Annotated in this window: 13 protein-coding genes and 1 tRNA gene; 6 read left to right on the top strand and 8 right to left on the bottom strand. The window is 69.7% G+C overall.

The window, feature by feature from the left end:
• Nucleotides 1-214: 214 nt before the first annotated feature.
• The gene (locus AB0E69_RS32920) at nucleotides 215-1,153 is read right to left on the bottom strand and encodes a glycoside hydrolase family 16 protein (protein WP_360155150.1); all 939 of its coding nucleotides are present in this window, start codon (nucleotides 1,151-1,153) and stop codon (nucleotides 215-217) included.
• A gap of 93 nt (nucleotides 1,154-1,246) precedes the next feature.
• On the opposite strand from AB0E69_RS32920, the gene AB0E69_RS32915 reads away from it, so the two are divergent.
• Nucleotides 1,247-1,945, top strand: a complete 699-nt coding sequence (locus tag AB0E69_RS32915; protein WP_360155147.1) for a GntR family transcriptional regulator — start codon at nucleotides 1,247-1,249, stop codon at nucleotides 1,943-1,945.
• Here the strand turns inward: AB0E69_RS32915 and AB0E69_RS32910 are convergent.
• Genes AB0E69_RS32910 through AB0E69_RS32895 form a run of 4 tightly spaced genes read right to left on the bottom strand, consistent with a single transcriptional unit; the run spans nucleotide 1,917 to nucleotide 5,387 of the window.
• Nucleotides 1,917-2,843 (bottom strand): hypothetical protein, encoded by a 927-nt coding sequence (locus AB0E69_RS32910; RefSeq protein WP_360155144.1) that lies wholly within the window; start codon nucleotides 2,841-2,843, stop codon nucleotides 1,917-1,919. The two genes, AB0E69_RS32915 and AB0E69_RS32910, sit on opposite strands and share 29 nt — an antisense overlap.
• Nucleotides 2,840-3,961 carry an aminotransferase class I/II-fold pyridoxal phosphate-dependent enzyme gene (locus AB0E69_RS32905; RefSeq protein WP_360155141.1) on the bottom strand — a complete coding sequence of 374 codons (1,122 nt, stop codon included), beginning with the start codon at nucleotides 3,959-3,961 and terminating at the stop codon, nucleotides 2,840-2,842. Before AB0E69_RS32905 ends, AB0E69_RS32910 begins: the two co-directional genes overlap by 4 nt.
• A complete protein-coding gene (locus AB0E69_RS32900) occupies nucleotides 3,945-4,568 on the bottom strand; it encodes a PAS domain-containing protein (RefSeq protein ID WP_360155138.1) in 624 nt (207 codons plus the stop codon). The genes AB0E69_RS32905 and AB0E69_RS32900 overlap by 17 nt, the downstream gene beginning before the upstream one ends.
• 33 nt (nucleotides 4,569-4,601) lie before the next feature.
• Nucleotides 4,602-5,387, bottom strand: coding sequence for a PrsW family intramembrane metalloprotease (locus AB0E69_RS32895; protein WP_360155135.1), 786 nt, complete (start codon nucleotides 5,385-5,387; stop codon nucleotides 4,602-4,604).
• A gap of 143 nt (nucleotides 5,388-5,530) precedes the next feature.
• Here AB0E69_RS32895 and AB0E69_RS32890 point away from each other — a divergent pair, with 143 nt between their 5' ends.
• Entirely contained in the window at nucleotides 5,531-9,145 is a 3,615-nt protein-coding gene (locus AB0E69_RS32890; RefSeq protein ID WP_360155132.1) for a S8 family serine peptidase, read from the top strand.
• Nucleotides 9,146-9,163: 18 nt separating this feature from the next.
• Here the strand turns inward: AB0E69_RS32890 and AB0E69_RS32885 are convergent, their stop codons facing one another.
• Nucleotides 9,164-10,147, bottom strand: a complete 984-nt coding sequence (locus tag AB0E69_RS32885) for a helix-turn-helix domain-containing protein (RefSeq protein WP_360155129.1) — start codon at nucleotides 10,145-10,147, stop codon at nucleotides 9,164-9,166.
• Nucleotides 10,148-10,320: 173 nt separating this feature from the next.
• Here AB0E69_RS32885 and AB0E69_RS32880 point away from each other — a divergent pair, with 173 nt between their 5' ends.
• On the top strand, nucleotides 10,321-10,521 hold the full coding sequence (locus AB0E69_RS32880; protein ID WP_360155126.1) for a hypothetical protein: 201 nt from the start codon (nucleotides 10,321-10,323) through the stop codon (nucleotides 10,519-10,521).
• Nucleotides 10,522-10,540: 19 nt separating this feature from the next.
• Here the strand turns inward: AB0E69_RS32880 and AB0E69_RS32875 are convergent, their stop codons facing one another.
• A complete protein-coding gene (locus AB0E69_RS32875; RefSeq protein WP_360155123.1) occupies nucleotides 10,541-13,240 on the bottom strand; it encodes a BTAD domain-containing putative transcriptional regulator in 2,700 nt (899 codons plus the stop codon).
• A gap of 175 nt (nucleotides 13,241-13,415) precedes the next feature.
• Here AB0E69_RS32875 and AB0E69_RS32870 point away from each other — a divergent pair, with 175 nt between their 5' ends.
• Nucleotides 13,416-14,246, top strand: a complete 831-nt coding sequence (locus AB0E69_RS32870) for a carbon-nitrogen hydrolase family protein (RefSeq protein WP_360155120.1) — start codon at nucleotides 13,416-13,418, stop codon at nucleotides 14,244-14,246.
• A 64-nt stretch (nucleotides 14,247-14,310) separates the two neighbouring features.
• Here AB0E69_RS32870 and AB0E69_RS32865 read toward each other — a convergent pair.
• Nucleotides 14,311-14,394 (bottom strand) — tRNA-Leu (locus tag AB0E69_RS32865).
• A 179-nt stretch (nucleotides 14,395-14,573) separates the two neighbouring features.
• On the opposite strand from AB0E69_RS32865, the gene AB0E69_RS32860 reads away from it, so the two are divergent.
• Entirely contained in the window at nucleotides 14,574-15,413 is an 840-nt protein-coding gene (locus tag AB0E69_RS32860; protein WP_360155117.1) for a DUF3662 and FHA domain-containing protein, read from the top strand.
• Nucleotides 15,414-15,423: 10 nt separating this feature from the next.
• Nucleotides 15,424-15,906: an FHA domain-containing protein gene (locus tag AB0E69_RS32855; RefSeq protein WP_360155114.1), complete on the top strand. Its 483-nt coding sequence runs from the start codon at nucleotides 15,424-15,426 to the stop codon at nucleotides 15,904-15,906.
• Nucleotides 15,907-15,912 lie beyond the last annotated feature (6 nt).

Below are 15,912 nucleotides of genomic sequence, written 5' to 3'. Positions count from 1 at the left end.
CGCTCGTCGTCCCACCTGGGTGGCTGGGCCCCCATCGAGCCGTGGCTGTCGCCGCGACCCGCTCGCCCATCCACCAGTGAGGAGCTACTGGCGGGCAGCACCTCACCGACCGAGGGGAGGACGGACCGGTCCTCCGGTGGGTGGCGTGGTGCGGACGCCGTTTACGGACCGTACTCAGTCCGGCACGCGTTGTCCATGGCTCAGCGGTGCCGTCTCAGCAACTGATCGTGTCCGCGTGGGTCGTGCCGGACGAGCGGTAAGAGTTCACCCGGGCGGTCGCCTGGGACGGGGTCAGCACCTCGTTCTTGGCGTAGTACACCCAGTCGGCCGACTGGACGTAAGTGCTGGTGCCGCCGGAGTGCCCGGTCAGGTCGATGAACCACTCGTTGTAGTTGAGCGTCATCGGCCGCCGCGGGTACACCGTGTGGCCGTCGCCGTCATCGATGTGATCCGCGGCCAGCGAGCCGTCGATGTAGTACTTCACGTGTCCGTCGCCGACGGTCGCGACCAGCGTGTGCCAGCCCGCGTGGCTCCACCGCCGCGCGGTGCTGATCCGCCAGCCGTCGAACGGATCCTCCTGGTACGTGTTCCAGCTGGTGATGAAGTCGACCGGCCCGGTCTCACCCCACCCACCGTTCGGCAGGTACTCCGAGATGTCGAGCTCGGAGTACGTCGGGTCCCAGTCGTAGTCGAGCGGGGAGATCGCGTAGAAGGTCTGGTTGACCAGGTCGCCATCGTTGCCGCCGGCCGGGGTGTCGCTGAACTTGAAGCGGGTCGCGTAGGTGCCGGCGAAGAAGGGCTCGGTGTTCTGCTGGACCTGCGCCTGCGTCGTCCCGCCGGCCGTACCGTTGGTGGTTGCCTTCAATTGCAGGGACTTCTGGCCGTCGACCGTCGGGAAGCTGACGTTGGCCGCCGTCCAGGTGCCGTCGATGCCGGGGCCGCCGGCGCCGGTGCGGACGCTCCAGTCGTGGCCGGTGAAGTTGGGGTCGGTGCGCGAGCTGTAGTTGAAGTCGTCGAAGAACGCGCCGCAGGCCGTGACCTTCGCGGGGCCGGCCGGCGGCTTGGCGGATGCGGTGGCGACGGCGCCGCTCGCGGTCAGGGCCGCCAGGACGGCGGCGGTCGCGGCAGCACGGAACTTTCGAGATCGAGTCATCGGGGTTCACACCTTGTGTCTCGGGGGCGGTCTCTCACCTCGCAGACTGGGTTATCCAATTGGTAAAGTCAAGGCCACTGGTAAAGTTCGGTCATGCGGAGAGCCGATGCCCGAGATCGCCTGCGGCAGCTGATCCAGCTGCGCAACCCGGGCGAGCCGCTGCCCTCCGAGCGCAGCCTGAGCGAGTCGCTCGGCGTCTCCCGGCCGACGTTGCGGGCGGCGCTCGACGACCTCGCCCGGGACGGTCTGATCACCCGGGAGCATGGGCGCGGCACGTTTACCACTCGGGTCCATCAACAGCTCGAGGCGACACCGGCCGGTGAGTTCGAGGCGCCGCGGGTCGACGGCCCGCCGTGGCAGAGCCGGTTGATCAGCTTCGCGGTCGAGCCGGCTGGTGCGCGGCTCGGGCGGCGGATGGAGGTCTCACCCGGCGATCGGGTCGTCGCAGCGGTCCGGCTGCGAATCGTCGACGACGCCCCGATGTGCATCGAGCACATCCGCGTGCCCGCGGTCTTCGTGCCCGGGATCACCGGTCGCGACTTCGAGACCGGCTCGTTCTACGGCCTGCTCCGCTCGCGGTACGGCGTACCGCCGCGGGACGCCGTACAGACGACGGAGCCGACGGTGACGGATGCGGAGGAGTCCGAACTGCTCGGCGTACCGCTGCACTCGCCGGCGTTGCTGTTCGAGCGGACCACGCGTAATGCGGACCATGCCGTGATCGAGTACACCCGGTCGCTGTACCGCGGCGATCGCTACCGGATCACGACGCGGCTGACGTTCCCCGACTGACCACCGCGCCGGCGACCGCGGCGTCCGCAGCGCCGATCCCGGTCAGATCGGCCACCGAGCGCAGCTCCCGGTCGACACCGTCACGCAGTACTGCGCCCACCGCCAGGTCCACGTCGTCCGCAACCACCCCGGCCCGCACCGCGTTCCCGAAGTCCCCGTGATCGAGACACTGCCCGTGATCGTCGGTCGCCACCACAGCCCCCACGAACACCTCCACCGGCAGCTCACCCTTCCCCGGCATATCGGTCCCGATCCCCGTCACGTGCACGGCGTCCCTGAACAGCTCCAGCGGAAGGGCATCCCGCGCAGCCGTAGTCGCGATCACGCACGCCGCACCCCCACCCCGCCCGGCCCCGTCACCTTCCGCCCCCGGCCCGATCCCCACAGCCTCCAGCCCCGCAGCTTCGAACTCCGCGCACAACTTCTCCACAGCATTGGGTCTACGTCCCCAGACCCGCACTCGCGTCAACCTTCGTAACTCCCGCAACCACAGCACCTGCAAGTACGCCTGCTCTCCGGTCCCCAGCACCGTGACCTCATCCACGGCGCGAGGTGTCATCGCATCCGTGATCAACGCCCCCGCCGCCGCGGTCCGCCAAGCAGTCAGCTTTCCCTCATCCAGCAAGACCGCGGCCGGCGCACCAAAGCTCGCCGACACCACCAGCATCACCCCGTTGTTCACTCCGGCGATCGTGCTGCCCGTCTTCACCGTGAAGTACGGCGAACCCTCGACGTACCCCGCCTTCACATGGCAGTCACCGTCCGGGAAGTCGAGCACCATCGGCGCCGGCACCGCGGTCCGCCCCTCCGCGTGCGCCACCAACGCAGTCCGCACGGCCTCGAACACCACGTCGTACGTCGCCACGCGCGCGATCTCGTCGAGACCGACCACCCTCATCGCTTCGCCAGCCACTCGGCCCACACCTCCAACGCCTCCGCCGGCCCGGACCGCCCGATCCCGACCCGGAACCGGTCCGTCGGCGTCGCGGTCAGCTCCGACGAGTAGATGCTGGCCGGCAGCAACAACACGCCCGCGTCCTGGACCAGGTCCGCACACATCGCCTCGACGCCGTCGGCCCCGAGATACCGCGGATACGCCACGCACCCGCCGTCCGGCTTACTGAACTCGAAGAGCTCGGGAAACCGCCCGAAGAACTCCTCGAACAGCGGCAAGTTGTCGGCGATGATCCCTCGATTCCGCTCCAGGATCCGGCCCCGGGCCCGCAGCGCGATCAACGCGAGTACCTCGCTCGGCCCCGCGTTGCAGATCGTCGTGTAGTGCTTCGCCCGTTCCACCCGGTCCAGCACGGTCCGGTCCCGGCAGGCGATCCAGCCGATCCGCAGGCCGGGCAGCCCGTACGCCTTCGACATCACGTTGAGCGAGATCGCCGTACCCGACAGATCTGTTGCTTGAGGCAACGGATCGGCCTCGAGGCCGCGGTACACCTCGTCGGAGAACAGGATGATGCCGCGCTCGTCGCACAGGTCCACCAACCGTTGCCAGGCTTCGGGGGCGGGGAGTGCGCCGCTGGGGTTGTTGGGGAAGTTGACCGAGACGACGCGGGTGTTCGGTCTGAGAGCGGCCTCCACTGTGTCGCCGTCGAGGGCCCAACCGGCTTCGGGTCGCAGTGGTACCCCCGTGACGTCACACACCGACAGCGGGATGGTTTCTGCTGCCTGGTAGTTGGGGGTCAGGACTACTGCGTGGTCGGTGGGCTCCAGCAGCGTGCGCATGGCCAGGTAGATGGCTTCTTCGGCGCCGGCGAAGCACAGGATGTCGTCGGGCTCCGCGTTCTGATAGGTCGACGCGATTGCCTCGCGCAGAGCCGGCAGGCCGCGAGTCTCGGTGTAGCCCAGTGTCAGCGACTCCCAGCGCTCGCGGCCGTCGTCGTCCGCCATTGCCAGCAGCTCGGACATCGGCAGGGTTTGGGCGTCCGAGGCGGTCAGGTGGTAGCGGGCGCTGAACTCCCAGCGCGCGAAGTACGTTTCGAGGCGGAAATCAGGCAAGGTCGCCATGCGGTTCCTTCCGGGCTTGGCCGAGCAGCTGGTACAGCGCCGAGCGGGAGATCCGCAGCGCCCGGGCGACGGCCGGCACCGACCGCCGTTGGCTGAGCACGCCGGCCGCGTCGAGCCGACCGAGCAGTTCGAGCCGGTCGGCCTTCGTCAGCCGGTCGACCGGGACCCCGCGCTCCCGGACGTACGCCGCGACGAGCTCGTTCAGCTGCTCCGACCAGTCGTGCTCGAACAGCACCCGCGGCTGTCCGACCACCGGTGCTGCGAACGCGGCCAGCAACCTGCTCGCCTCCTCGAACGCGGTCCGGTCCACGTTCACGCACAGCACGTACGCCGGCCGCCCGTCGTCGTCGCGGATCACCGCGCTGACACTCGAGAGCCGCCGCCCGTCCGAGAGCGTCTTCGGGTACGGCCCGTAGACCCCGTCGTCGGTCGCGACCAGCTCGTCGAGCTCGCCCAGCAGCGAGGGGTCGCCCGGCTCGCGACCGGACAACGGGTTCCAGATCGCGGCGATCTCGTCGGTCGCCGAATCGTGCAGCACGACCTCCGCGTGCGGCGACAGCAGCCGCGCAAGGGCAGCACCGATCGGCGCCAACTGTTCAGCCTTCACGACTGGACGATAAGTCCAGATTGGACAGTTTGTCTAGACTCGCACCGGTACGTCGGTCAACTGTGCCCGCTTCAGCCCGTACAGCAGCAGACCGATCGAGATCGCGCCGACGACGGCGTACGTCACCCGCCCGCCGATCCCGTCCCAGGCGGTGTGCAGCGCGACGGCCAGCGCGTACATGCCGAGGAAGCCCGCGAAGTGCTTGCCGGTCGGTGCGATGACGAACCGCCATAGTCCCCAGCAGCTCAGCCCGGTCCAGGCGGCGTGCCCGGCCGGGGACAGCAGCCCGCGGATGAACAGGGTCTGCTCGGCCGCGCCGACGTTGCCACCCGACTGCAGCAGGGCGACGAACGCGTACCCCATCGTCTCGAGCACCGCGAAGCCGGTTCCGACCGCAACGCCGATGATCATCCCGCGGCCGATCGACGTCCGGTACCGGTGGCCGAAGAACACCACCAGGATCGCCGGTACGACGAGCTTGGCCGCCTCCTCGATCACCCCGACCCCGACCATCGGCAGCGTCCCGAGCCGCCGCATCGCGTCGTACTCGAGCAGGCCGGCCACCACGACCCCGACCACGCCACCGAACAGCAGGCAGCCGCCGAGCGTCGGCCCGTCGATCAACCACCGCCCGGACCGCCCGGCCGCGAACGTCACGAACGTCAGCGGTACGACGAGCGCACCGAGCAGGATCATCGTCGGGAACAGATTCGGGTTCCCGGTGTCGGTCAGCACGGCCAGCACGGCGATATACAGCCCCCCGCCGACGAGGAACGTGCCCAACCAGGCCCACCGGCGTACCAGCTGCTGTGCGGTCATGAGGAGATCGTGCCGGGGTTGGCGTGGTTGCGCCATGTCACAGGGACGGCAGTGATGGACAGGGCGCATTCCCGTGACCGGATTGCAAACTCGGTCCAAAGCAGAGGTGAGCCTGCCCCCAACCTCTCGAAGGAGATCCGCCTATGTCCTCCTCCCGACGCGTCGCCGCGATCACCACCGCGGCGGCGCTTGCCCTCGGCGCCGTGCCGGCGATCCCGGCCCGCGCCGCCATCCCGGCCGGCGCGACGCCGATCAACAGCTCGACCGTCACGCTGATCACCGGTGACGTCGTCCAGGTGACCGACGCCGGCGGCGGCAAGAAGGCCGCCACGGTCACCCCGGCACCCGGCCGCGAAGGCATCGCGTTCCACACCGTCGAGGCCGACGGCGGGCTCCGGGTGCTGCCGAGCGACGCCGTCCCGTATATCTCGACCGGCGTCCTGGACGCGGACCTGTTCGACGTCGACGAGCTGATCGCCGACGGGTACGGCGACTCCGCCGCCCGGCAGCTCCCGCTCATCGTCAAGGACAGCCCCGGTTTCCGCGGCGCCGAGAGCCTCGCCGGTACGACGACCACTCGCCAGCTGCCGTCGATCGGCGGCCGTGCCGTCGACGCGGCCAAGGATCAGCTGCCGGCCTTGTGGAAATCGCTCCGGCCGAGTGCCGGCGCCCGGGCGCTGAACAGCGGCGTCACGAAGATCTGGCTCGACGGCAAGGTCAAGCCGGTGCTCGACAAGAGCGTGCCGCAGATCGGTGCGCCGGACGCGTGGAAGGCCGGGTACGAGGGCTCCGGCGTGGAGGTCGCCGTCCTCGACACCGGGGTCGACGCGAACCACCCGGACCTGGTCGGCAAAGTCAAGGAGAGCGAGGACTTCTCCGGCAGCCCGACCGGTCCCCAGGACCATTTCGGCCACGGCACGCACGTCGCCGCGACCATCGCCGGGACCGGCGCGGGCGCCGGCGGCACCCGGAAAGGCGTGGCGCCGAAGGCCGACCTGCTGGTCGGGAAGGTACTCGGCGACGACGGCTTCGGGTACGACTCGTGGATCATCGCCGGCATGGAGTGGGCGGCAGCCGAGGGCGCGAAGGTCGTCAACATGAGCCTCGGCGGCGAGGCGGCCGACGGCACCGACCCACTCAGCCAGGCAGTGAACGACATCACCGCCCGGACCGGCACCCTCTTCGTCGTTGCTGCTGGCAACGAAGGCGCCGATGAGACCGTCGGTACGCCGGGCGCCGCGGCCTCCGCGCTGACCGTCGGGGCCGTGGACCGCAACGACCAGCTCGCGGACTTCTCCAGCCGCGGACCGCGCCTCGGCGACGCCGGCCTCAAGCCGGAGATCACCGCACCGGGCGTCGGCATCATCGCTGCCCGCGCGGCCGGCACGATCATGGGCGACCCGGTCGACGACCTTTACACCGCCGCCTCGGGTACGTCGATGGCCACGCCGCACGTGGCCGGCGCGGCCGCGCTGCTCGCGCAGCAGCACCCGGACTGGAAGGCAGACCAGCTCAAGAACGCCCTGGTCAGCACCGGGAAGACGCAGCCACAGCAGACCGTTTACCAGCAGGGCGCAGGTCGCGTTGACCTGACCCGCGCGGTCGCACAGAAGGTGTTCGCCACCGGTGTCGCTGACTTCGGTCTGCAGACGGCTGACTCCGGCACCCGGACCATCACCTACCGGAACGAGTCAGGCGCACCTGTCACGCTGAGCCTGTCCGTTGCCGTGACTAACCTGGACGACGGCAAGCCGGAACTCGATGGCTTCAGCGTCCCCGCGACCGTCACCGTCCCAGCTCAGGGCACTGCGGACGTCCCGGTGAAGCTCGACTCGGCCAAGCTCGGCCGCGGCCAGTACAGCGGCTGGGTCGTTGCCACCGGTCCCGACGGCGTCGTCACGCACACCGCAGTCGGCGCACTGCGATCCGGACCGAAGCACAAGGTCACGCTGCGCGCCGTCGGCCTGGACGGCAAGCCCACCGGCGTCCCCGTGATCTCGCTGTACGGCGACAACTCGCGCTCCGACGTACTGGCGTGGCTCCCGAACGACGGGTCGTCGTACACCGCCGAGGTGGAAGAGGGCACGTACCTGCTGCACTCGCTGGTCGAGAACAACGACCCGCAGAACGAGCAGGTCAGCCTGTTCACCGACCCGAACGTCGTGGTCAGCAAGGACACCGAGATCGTGGTCGACGCTCGCAAGGCGGTCCCGATCACGATCGAGACGCCGAAGCCGGCCGAGCAGCAGGCGGTGCTGAGCTACTACGTGCACCGCGAGTACCCGAACGGCCGCTCGATCAGCCACGGCGTGATGCACTTCAGCACGGTCAAGCAGGTCAACGTGACCCCGACCCAGCCGGTGCGCGACGGCTCCTTCGAGTTCTCCTCCCGCTGGCAACTCGTCGCCCCGCTGGTCCAGGCATCGATCCCCGGTATCACCGGCCCACTCGACATCAACCTGCTGCACCAATCTCCGTCGTTTGAAGGTAAACGACGCTTCCCGCTCGTGTACTCCGATCCGTCGCTCAAGGGCGTGCGCGGCGCTGTCGTGGTGATGGCCGCCGACGACGAAGAGGCGCAGATCGCCGCAGCGGCTCAGGCCGGTGCCGCGGGCATCATCCTGGTCCGCCCGCCGGACTTCTCCGCCTGGACGGTCTGGCGCCCGACCGGCGACCGCGAACCGATCCCGGCCATGGTCACCACCAGCAAGGACGGCCAGAAGCTCATCGACCGCGCTCGTAGGACCAAGGCGACCATCGACCTCACCCTGACCACCTCCAGCCCCTACCTGTACGACGTACAGCAGGTCTCGACCGGAGCCATCCCGAAGAAGATCGACTACAGGGTCACCGCGGCCAACAGCCAGCGGGTGACCACGCGGTACGCCGACAACGGTGGCTTCAACTGGGCCAAGGAGCAGCGGTTCGGCTGGCGCCCGTGGCAGCAGTACTCGTGGAACGACGCCCAGCGCTTCGTAGAGACGCCCAAGGTCCGCGAGGAATGGGTGACCTCAGGTGACTCGCTCTGGCAGCACCGGGTCCACCACCTCTACACCTGGGACGACATGAACCCGCTGGCCGGCGGTATGACCTCACCGCCCCGGTCGTACCGCACCGGTACGTCGGACGAGACCTGGTTCGGCCCGGTCGTCCGGCCGGCTGTCGCACCGGGCATCCAGTCCACCCGCACCGGCGACCGGCTGTCGCTCCGTATTCCGAGCTTCGTCGACGCGGCCGGCCACTACACGGTCGGCGAGACCACGTCGTCCACGGCGACCCTGTCCCGGGACGGGCAGGTCATCGCGGAGCTCCCGGACGCGTGGGAGGACGTCATCACCTCCAGCCCGGACGCGGCGTACCGCCTGGACCTCACGACCGAACGCGACGACCCGGAGGAGTGGTCGTGGGGGACCCGCACCGAGACGTCCTGGCAGTTCCGCTCGGCCAAGCAGTCCGACGACAAGGCCACACCGCTGTCCCTCCAGCAGCTGTCCTACAAGGTCCCGGTCGACCTGACCGGCCGCGTCAACGCCCGCACCCACACCGTGGGCCTCGAGTCGCCCCGAGCAACCGCACTGCAGGCCTGGGCCTCCTACGACGAGGGCAAGACCTGGCGAAAGCTCCTGGTGATCGGCGCACTCGGCCACTACCTCGCTGTAGTGCCCAACCCTCACGACACCGTCTCGCTGAAGGTCACCGCATCCGGTAGCCGCGGCAGCATCACCCAGACCGTCATCCGCGCGTACGGCGTGCGGTAGGTTGCGCGACCGGCCTGGTCAGATCCAGCTGCGTTTGGCGGCTTGGTAGGCCAGGCCGGTCCGGGTGTCCACGCCGGCCAGGGCCATCATCCGGTCCAGGCGGCGCTGGACGGTCCGGCGGCTGATGCCCAGCTGGGTAGCGATCGACTTGTCCGGTACGCCGGCCACCAGCATCGAGAGCAGCAGCCGCTCGGAGTCGTCCAGCGCCTCCGGCTCGTCGCTGTCGGTCTGCTGGTGGTGGAGGCGGACCGGCGTCGCCGCCTCCCAGTGGCTCTCGAAGAGGGCGAGCAGTGCGTCGAGCAGCTGCCCGCGGCCGATGATGGCCGCGGTCGGTTCGCCGACGCTCATGTCGTCGTCCCGGACCAGCGGACAGATGGCAGTCGCCCGGTCCACGATCGCGAGCCGGACCGGCAGGGTCGGGAGGACCCGGGCCTCCTCGCCCCAGCTGACGCCTTCGGCGATCGAGTCGAGCTCGCCGGGCGTCTCGATCAGCGCGCGCTCGTAGATCGCGCGGTACCGGACGCCCCGCGACAGAGCGCCGTACTCCTCGGTGTTCTCGGCGCCCTGCATCGCGAGTGGATTCGCGCGGCAGAACCAGAGGATCTCCTCGCGGGCCGAGTTCTGCAGGTCGCGGAGGCGCTCGCGGAGCGTGGTCGCGCCGACGATCACCTCGACCAGGTGGTGCGCGTCCCGCCGGCTCGCGCTGGCGCGGAACTCCTCGCTCAGCGACGCGACCGTCTTCCGGGCCGCCTCGAGCGACTCCTGCCTCCGCAGCAGCGTGGTGCCGAGGGCAACGTCCGGCGGCAACGGCCGGAACACCGGTTCGTCGGCCGGCTGGACCGTCACCAGGCCCTTGGCCTGCAGCCGCTGGAGCACCTCCTCGGTCTCCTGTTGCCCCAGCTCGGCGACCTCGGCCAGCTCCGCCGCACGCGCCGCCGACAGCCCCACGAGCAGCCGGTAGGCCTGCTCTTCGCGCGCGTCGAGCAACATCCCCTCCTGCATGCACCCCACCTAAGCAGGGTTCATGACGCGGAAGCGAGTCGTTTCGATGCGGCACAGAACTGCCACGGCACCGTTCGGCCATCACGGGATCGCTGAAGCCCCGTCACTTTCCGGTCAGCAGTCGCGGAACTCGCCGCCGCCGAGCAGCCCGCCCATGGAGAGAAGTACGAATGATGAGTCTGACCGACTATGCCGGCGTCACCGGCCTGTTCGCCGCGGCCGCCGTTGCTGTCTGGATGCTGCGCGCCCGCCCGCCCGACCGCCCGACCGCCCGTCCGACTGCCCGTCCGACCGCTCGCCACCGCGGCGCGCCTACCCTGCGGCTGCCGCGATCGGCGCACCCGGAGCGCGCTTCCTCGCGCGGCAGCAGGTAAGCCCGCCCTAGGGCTCCGCTCAGTGCGCCCTGGACACACCCAGCTCGCGTCCGTCCAGCTTGTCCCGGACAGCCGCGGCCGGCTCGGTACGGCGCTGAGCGGCGTACAGCGTCAGCGCGGCGGACCAGGCGGCCCGCGCCTCGTCCGCATGGCCCAAGGCATGATGCGCATCTCCGAGCCGGTCGAGCGAGTTGGCTTCGTGGCGCTGGTTACCCACCTGACGATAAATGTGGAGGGCCTGCTCGAGCCTGGTCACGGCCTCGTCGAAGTGGCCGGTCTGCAGGGCGGCGAGGCTGAGCGTGTCGAGGGTGTCGGCCTCGCCCTCGGTGTTGTCGATCCGGCTGTTGAGCTCCAGGGACGCCAGGCCGGCCGATCGGGCTTCGTCGTAGCGGCCGAGGCTGGTGTAGATCCAGGCGACGACGCCGTACGCGTCGGCCAGCCACGACGGGGTGTCGAACGTCTTGTAGAGCTCCAGCTGCGCGAGGCCGTACTCGAGGGCGCGCTCGTAGTCCTCGCGGTCGATGTTCGCGGTCGTCAGGCTCTGCAGGACCGCAGCGCGCTGCGGCTGCTGACCGCTGCGCTCCGCGTAGCCGAGCGCCAGCTCCAGATGCTCCAGGGCTTCGTCATGACGGCCGATGTGTGCCCGGCTGCGGCCGTAGAAGCGGTGCACGTAGACGCGGGCTACCAGGTCGCCGAGGTTCGGAACGACGGTCAGCGCGCGGTCCCACATCTCCGCTGCCACCTCGTCCTGGGCGCGACGGGTCTGGTAGGGCACCAGCGCCCAGGGGATCTGCCAGACGATGTCGTACCAACCACGGTCGGCCGCAAGGCGCTGGGTTGCCAGCAGGTTGTCCGCCTCGGCGTCCAGCCACTCCGTCGCCGCGGTGACTGACTGCAAGCCGACCGGACTGGTCCGCTCCTGGGTTACCGGCGTGCGGTCTGGAACCAGGACCCGGTCTGCCTCGATCGCGCCCTGGCGGTAGTAGTCGGCCAGGCGCCACAGTGCCTGTTCGTCGACCTCCTGCTCACAGGCGTAGAGGCGGACCAGGTCGTGGAGGCAGTAGCGGCCGGGGACGTGCTGCAGAAGGAGGCTGGCGTCTTCCAGTCGACGGAGGGCGGTGCGTGGGTTCGAGCCGATTAGCTCTGCGGCGGACGCCGTACTGATGTCTGCACCAGGCGCGTGCGCGAGCAGGGCGAGCAGCCTGGCCGCCTCCGGATCCAGTGCGCGGTAGGAGCAGTCGAACACCGCACGGAGCCCTGTGTCAGCCTCGCCGGCGTCGAAGGCGTCAAGCCGCGCCTCCGCGTCCCTCAGCTCATCCGCCAGCACCGACAGCGGTAGGTCGGGCCGCCCTGCCACCCGGGCCGCGACGATCGCGAGTGCGAGCGGCAGCCCCGCACAGTGAGCAAGCAGCTCGCCGAACGCCTCCACCTCGGACGCAGCGCGCTCCGCGCCGATCTGACTGCGCAGCAACTCGCATGCGTCGTCTGGCTCGAGTACTTCGAGATCGAGCGGTACTGCGCCGTGCCGGGTGAGCAGTCCGCCGAGCCGGTTGCGGCTGGTGATGATCACCGTGCACCCGGATGTCCCAGGGAGTAGCGGAGCGACCTGTGCCGTGTCGCTGGCGTTGTCGAGGATCAGTAGCAGCCGCTTGTCGGCCAGCATCGTCCGGTAGAGGCCGACGCGGGCCTGTGGGTCGGACGGGACCTGCTCTGCGCCGAGTGCCTGCAGCAGGACGCCGATGGCTCGCTCGGCGGGCATCGGGGGCTGGGTGGGGTCGAACCCGTTCAGCTCCACGAACAGCTGCCCGTCGGGAAAGCGGTCCAGATTCCGGTGTGCCCAGTGCAGTGCCAGAGCGGTCTTGCCGATCCCACCGACGCCACCGACGGCGGAGATCGCGATCGTCGACTCCTCGGTGGCGAGAGCCGCAGTGAGCAGCTTCAGCGCCGGTTCACGACCGACGAATCTCGGCGGTGCGGCCGGCAGCTGCCGGGGGACCGGTGCGCGAACCTCATCGGTCGTCAGCAGCTCGCGCTGCAGTTGCTGCAGCCGCGCGGACGGCTCGATGGCCAGCTCGTCGATGAGTGCGCGCCGGATGCGGTCGTACTCCGCCAGTCCGGCGGAGGTCTGGCCGGAGCGGTGCAGGGCGAGGATCAGCTGGCCGGCGACCCGTTCGTCGAGCGGGTGCGTCTGCGCGCGCGAACGCAGTACCGGCAGCTGGGCCTCGCCGTACCTGAGGTGCAGGTCGGTCAGGTCGAGCTCCGCGGCGAGGCGCTCGGCCTCCAGGCGGCTGCGCTGCTGGTTGAACCACGGGGTGTCGGCTCCGGCGAACGGCTCGCCCCGCCACAGCCCGAGCGCCTCCTCGAACAACGCGGCCGACTCCGAATCGCGGGCCGCAGCAACGAGCCGGCGGAAGCGGTGGAGGTCGACGGACTCCGGGTCGGCGCGCAGGACGTAGCCGCCGGACTGGCGGGACAGCTCGTCACCGACGACGCCGCGCAACCGGGACAGATACGCGTACAAGGTCTCGCGGGCGCGCTGCGGCGGCTGCTCGCCCCACACCCGGTCGATCAGCTGGTCCGCGGTCACCGGGCGGCCGAGCTCGACCAGCAGCACCGCGAGCACGAGCCGCTGCCGCAGGTGCCCCAGCCGGACTGGCTCGAGCTCGCCCAGTACGCCGTACTCCATCGCTGCCTCCACCGCGCCGACCTGCGGATTCAAGGCTGGCACAAGGTGGCGGTCAAGACCGCCGAGCGATGCTGCAACGGTCCGAAGGAGGAGATGAGATGCGCAAGGACTCTGCCTACCAAGGTTCCTAACAGTAGTTGTCGTGGACAACCAGTTCGCCCAGGCCGGAATCCCGGGATCTGTCGGCGGTCGGTGCGACAGTAGGGCGATGACGGGGATCCGGATCGGTATTGCCCAGCCGGAGATCAGTGCGGACGCACGGGTCAACGGGAAGACAGTGCGCGCGGCGATGCGGAAGGCGGCCGCCGCACGGGCCCGGCTGGTGCAGTTTCCGGAAGGGATGCTGACCGGGTACGCGAAGGAGCAGGTCGCCGACTGGTCGCAGGTCGACTGGCCGGTGGTGCGCACCGAGCTCGAGCGGATCCAGAAGCTCGCCGCCGAGCTGCGGATCTGGGTCGTGCTCGGTTCCGCGCACCCGCTCACGCCACCACACCGGCCGCACAACAGCCTCTACGTGATCTCGGACGCCGGCGAGCTCGTCGACCGGTACGACAAGCGCTTCTGCTCGCACACCGAGATCACCCACTTCTACACGCCCGGCTTCGACCCGGTCGTGTTCGACGTCGACGGGTACCGGTTCGGCACGGCGATCTGCGTGGAGATCAACTTCCCGCACCTGTTCACGCAGTACGAGCAGCTCGGCGTCGAGTGCCTGCTGCTGTCGGCGTACCCGGTGGACCCGATCTTCGAGCTGAAGGCCCGCGCGTACGCCGCGATCAACTGCTACTGGGTCGCGATGTCGCTCCCCGCCCAGACCGCCGACCTGATGCCGTCCGGCCTGATCACCCCCACCGGCACCTACACCAGCCAGGTCACCGGCCCCGCCGGCCTCACCATCGCCACCATCGACCGCGAAGACCCCACCTTCACCGTCCCCCTCACCCAAGCCCGCCCCTGGCGAGCCACCGCCCGCAAAGGCACCATCTACCGCACCCGAGCAGTCCAAGACCCCCGCTCCCGCGACCACACGACCGTGTGAGGGTCGACACGCCCCTGGAAAGCACGAAGTCCCGGTCGCATCGACCGGGACTGTCTGCTTGGTGTGCGCGAGGGGGGAGTTGAACCCCCACGCCCTTTCGGGCACACGGACCTGAACCGTGCGCGTCTGCCTATTCCGCCACCCGCGCGCTGTCGTTTCGACCTGGATTACGCTGTCGTCGCGACGAGAAGGAACAGTAGCACGGGTTGTCCCGGTGCTTCACATTGCCGGTTGGGTCGAACCGACCGATACGATCGATCGTCGTACCTGGTGTGTCCGCCACGACCGGGGGACGACCTGAGGCGTACCGACCGTGGAGGAGGAGGCGTGCGACCGCTGCAGCGCTTCGAGCGACGTCTGGAAGGCATTGTGAGCGGTGTCTTCGCGCGCGCTTTCAAGGGTGACGTCGAGCCGATCGAGCTCGCGGCGGCGCTCAAGCGTGAGATCGACAACACCGCGCGCATCCTCTCCAGGGATCGCCGGCTGGTGCCGAACCACTTCACCATCGAGCTGGGCCCGGACGACTTCGAACGCCTGAACGCGTACGGCCGGACCCTCAACCACGAGCTCGCCAACGAGCTGCGCGACCACGCCGACATCCAGCGGTACACGTTCTCCGGGCCGATCGACATCGAGCTGACCCAGCAGGACGACCTGCCGACCGGTAAGTTCCGGGTGGTCAGTGCCACGGTCGGTACGCCGCAACGGCGACCGTCCTACCAGCAGCCCGAACAGCAGCCCTACCAGCAGGAGCCCTACGTGCCGCCGAACGAGCCGGTCGTGCAGAGCGCACCGCCGTACGACCCCGCACCGCACCAGCCGCCCCCGCGCCGCGGTCACCCGCAGGTGATGCTCGAGGTCAACGGCCGGCGCCGCCCGGTCAACCCGCCCGGCGTGGTGCTCGGCCGCGGTACCGACGCGGACATCCAGATCAACGACCCCGGGGTGTCCCGTCGGCACGCGGAGATCCGGCTGATGCCGGAGGGCCCCGATGGCATCCGCGTGGTGCTGGTCGACCTCGGCTCCACCAACGGCACGCTCGTGAACGGCCGGCGCAGCACCGAGGCCGAGCTGGTCGACGGGTCGACGGTCCGGATCGGCAACACGACCATGACGCTGCGTCTCGCGGACGAGCCGATGGCCCAGCCGCCGAGCAGCGGGTGGTGACTGACCTTCCATGTCGGAACTGACCCTGACCCTGATCAAACTGGGGTTCCTGGCCCTGTTGTGGATGTTCGTCCTCGCGGTGCTCTCCGTGATCAGGTCCGACCTGTTCGGCGCGAAGGTGGACGCCCGCGCGGCGGCCCCGGCCGTGCCCGCCGCGGCGCGTACACCGAAGGCCGCCAAGCCCGTGAAGAAGCGCAAGGGCCTGCCCGGATCGGTGACGATCGCGGACGGCCCGCAGGCCGGCGTCGGTGCGACCCTGGTCGAGGAACCGGTGATCATCGGCCGCGGCTCGGACTGCCAGATCCGCCTCGACGACGACTACTCCTCCACCCGGCACGCCCGGGTCTTCCACTCCGAAGGCCAGTGGTGGGTCGAGGACCTCGGCTCCACCAACGGCACGTACCTTGACGGTCAGCGGGTGACCCGCCCGGTGCCGGCCGAGATCGGTGGTTCGATCCGGATCGGCCGGACCACGCTGAACATCGCGAAGTAGGCCTGC

Source organism: Kribbella sp. NPDC026611 (genome assembly GCF_040638345.1).
Lineage (GTDB): Bacteria > Actinomycetota > Actinomycetes > Propionibacteriales > Kribbellaceae > Kribbella.
The sequence above is the reverse complement of the archived record's forward strand: the minus strand, read 5'-3'. Positions and strand labels throughout refer to the sequence as shown.

What these genes read in the sequence shown, in the direction of transcription:
- AB0E69_RS32915 (WP_360155147.1), top strand. Translation starts at nt 1,247, where the DNA reads ATGCGGAGAGCCGATGCCCGAGATCGCCTGCGGCAGCTGATCCAGCTG.
- AB0E69_RS32895 (WP_360155135.1), bottom strand. Translation starts at nt 5,387, where the DNA reads ATGACCGCACAGCAGCTGGTACGCCGGTGGGCCTGGTTGGGCACGTTC.
- AB0E69_RS32905 (WP_360155141.1), bottom strand. Translation starts at nt 3,961, where the DNA reads ATGGCGACCTTGCCTGATTTCCGCCTCGAAACGTACTTCGCGCGCTGG.
- AB0E69_RS32885 (WP_360155129.1), bottom strand. Translation starts at nt 10,147, where the DNA reads ATGCAGGAGGGGATGTTGCTCGACGCGCGCGAAGAGCAGGCCTACCGG.
- AB0E69_RS32855 (WP_360155114.1), top strand. Translation starts at nt 15,424, where the DNA reads ATGTCGGAACTGACCCTGACCCTGATCAAACTGGGGTTCCTGGCCCTG.
- AB0E69_RS32880 (WP_360155126.1), top strand. Translation starts at nt 10,321, where the DNA reads ATGAGTCTGACCGACTATGCCGGCGTCACCGGCCTGTTCGCCGCGGCC.
- AB0E69_RS32920 (WP_360155150.1), bottom strand. Translation starts at nt 1,153, where the DNA reads ATGACTCGATCTCGAAAGTTCCGTGCTGCCGCGACCGCCGCCGTCCTG.
- AB0E69_RS32870 (WP_360155120.1), top strand. Translation starts at nt 13,416, where the DNA reads ATGACGGGGATCCGGATCGGTATTGCCCAGCCGGAGATCAGTGCGGAC.
- AB0E69_RS32890 (WP_360155132.1), top strand. Translation starts at nt 5,531, where the DNA reads ATGTCCTCCTCCCGACGCGTCGCCGCGATCACCACCGCGGCGGCGCTT.
- AB0E69_RS32910 (WP_360155144.1), bottom strand. Translation starts at nt 2,843, where the DNA reads ATGAGGGTGGTCGGTCTCGACGAGATCGCGCGCGTGGCGACGTACGAC.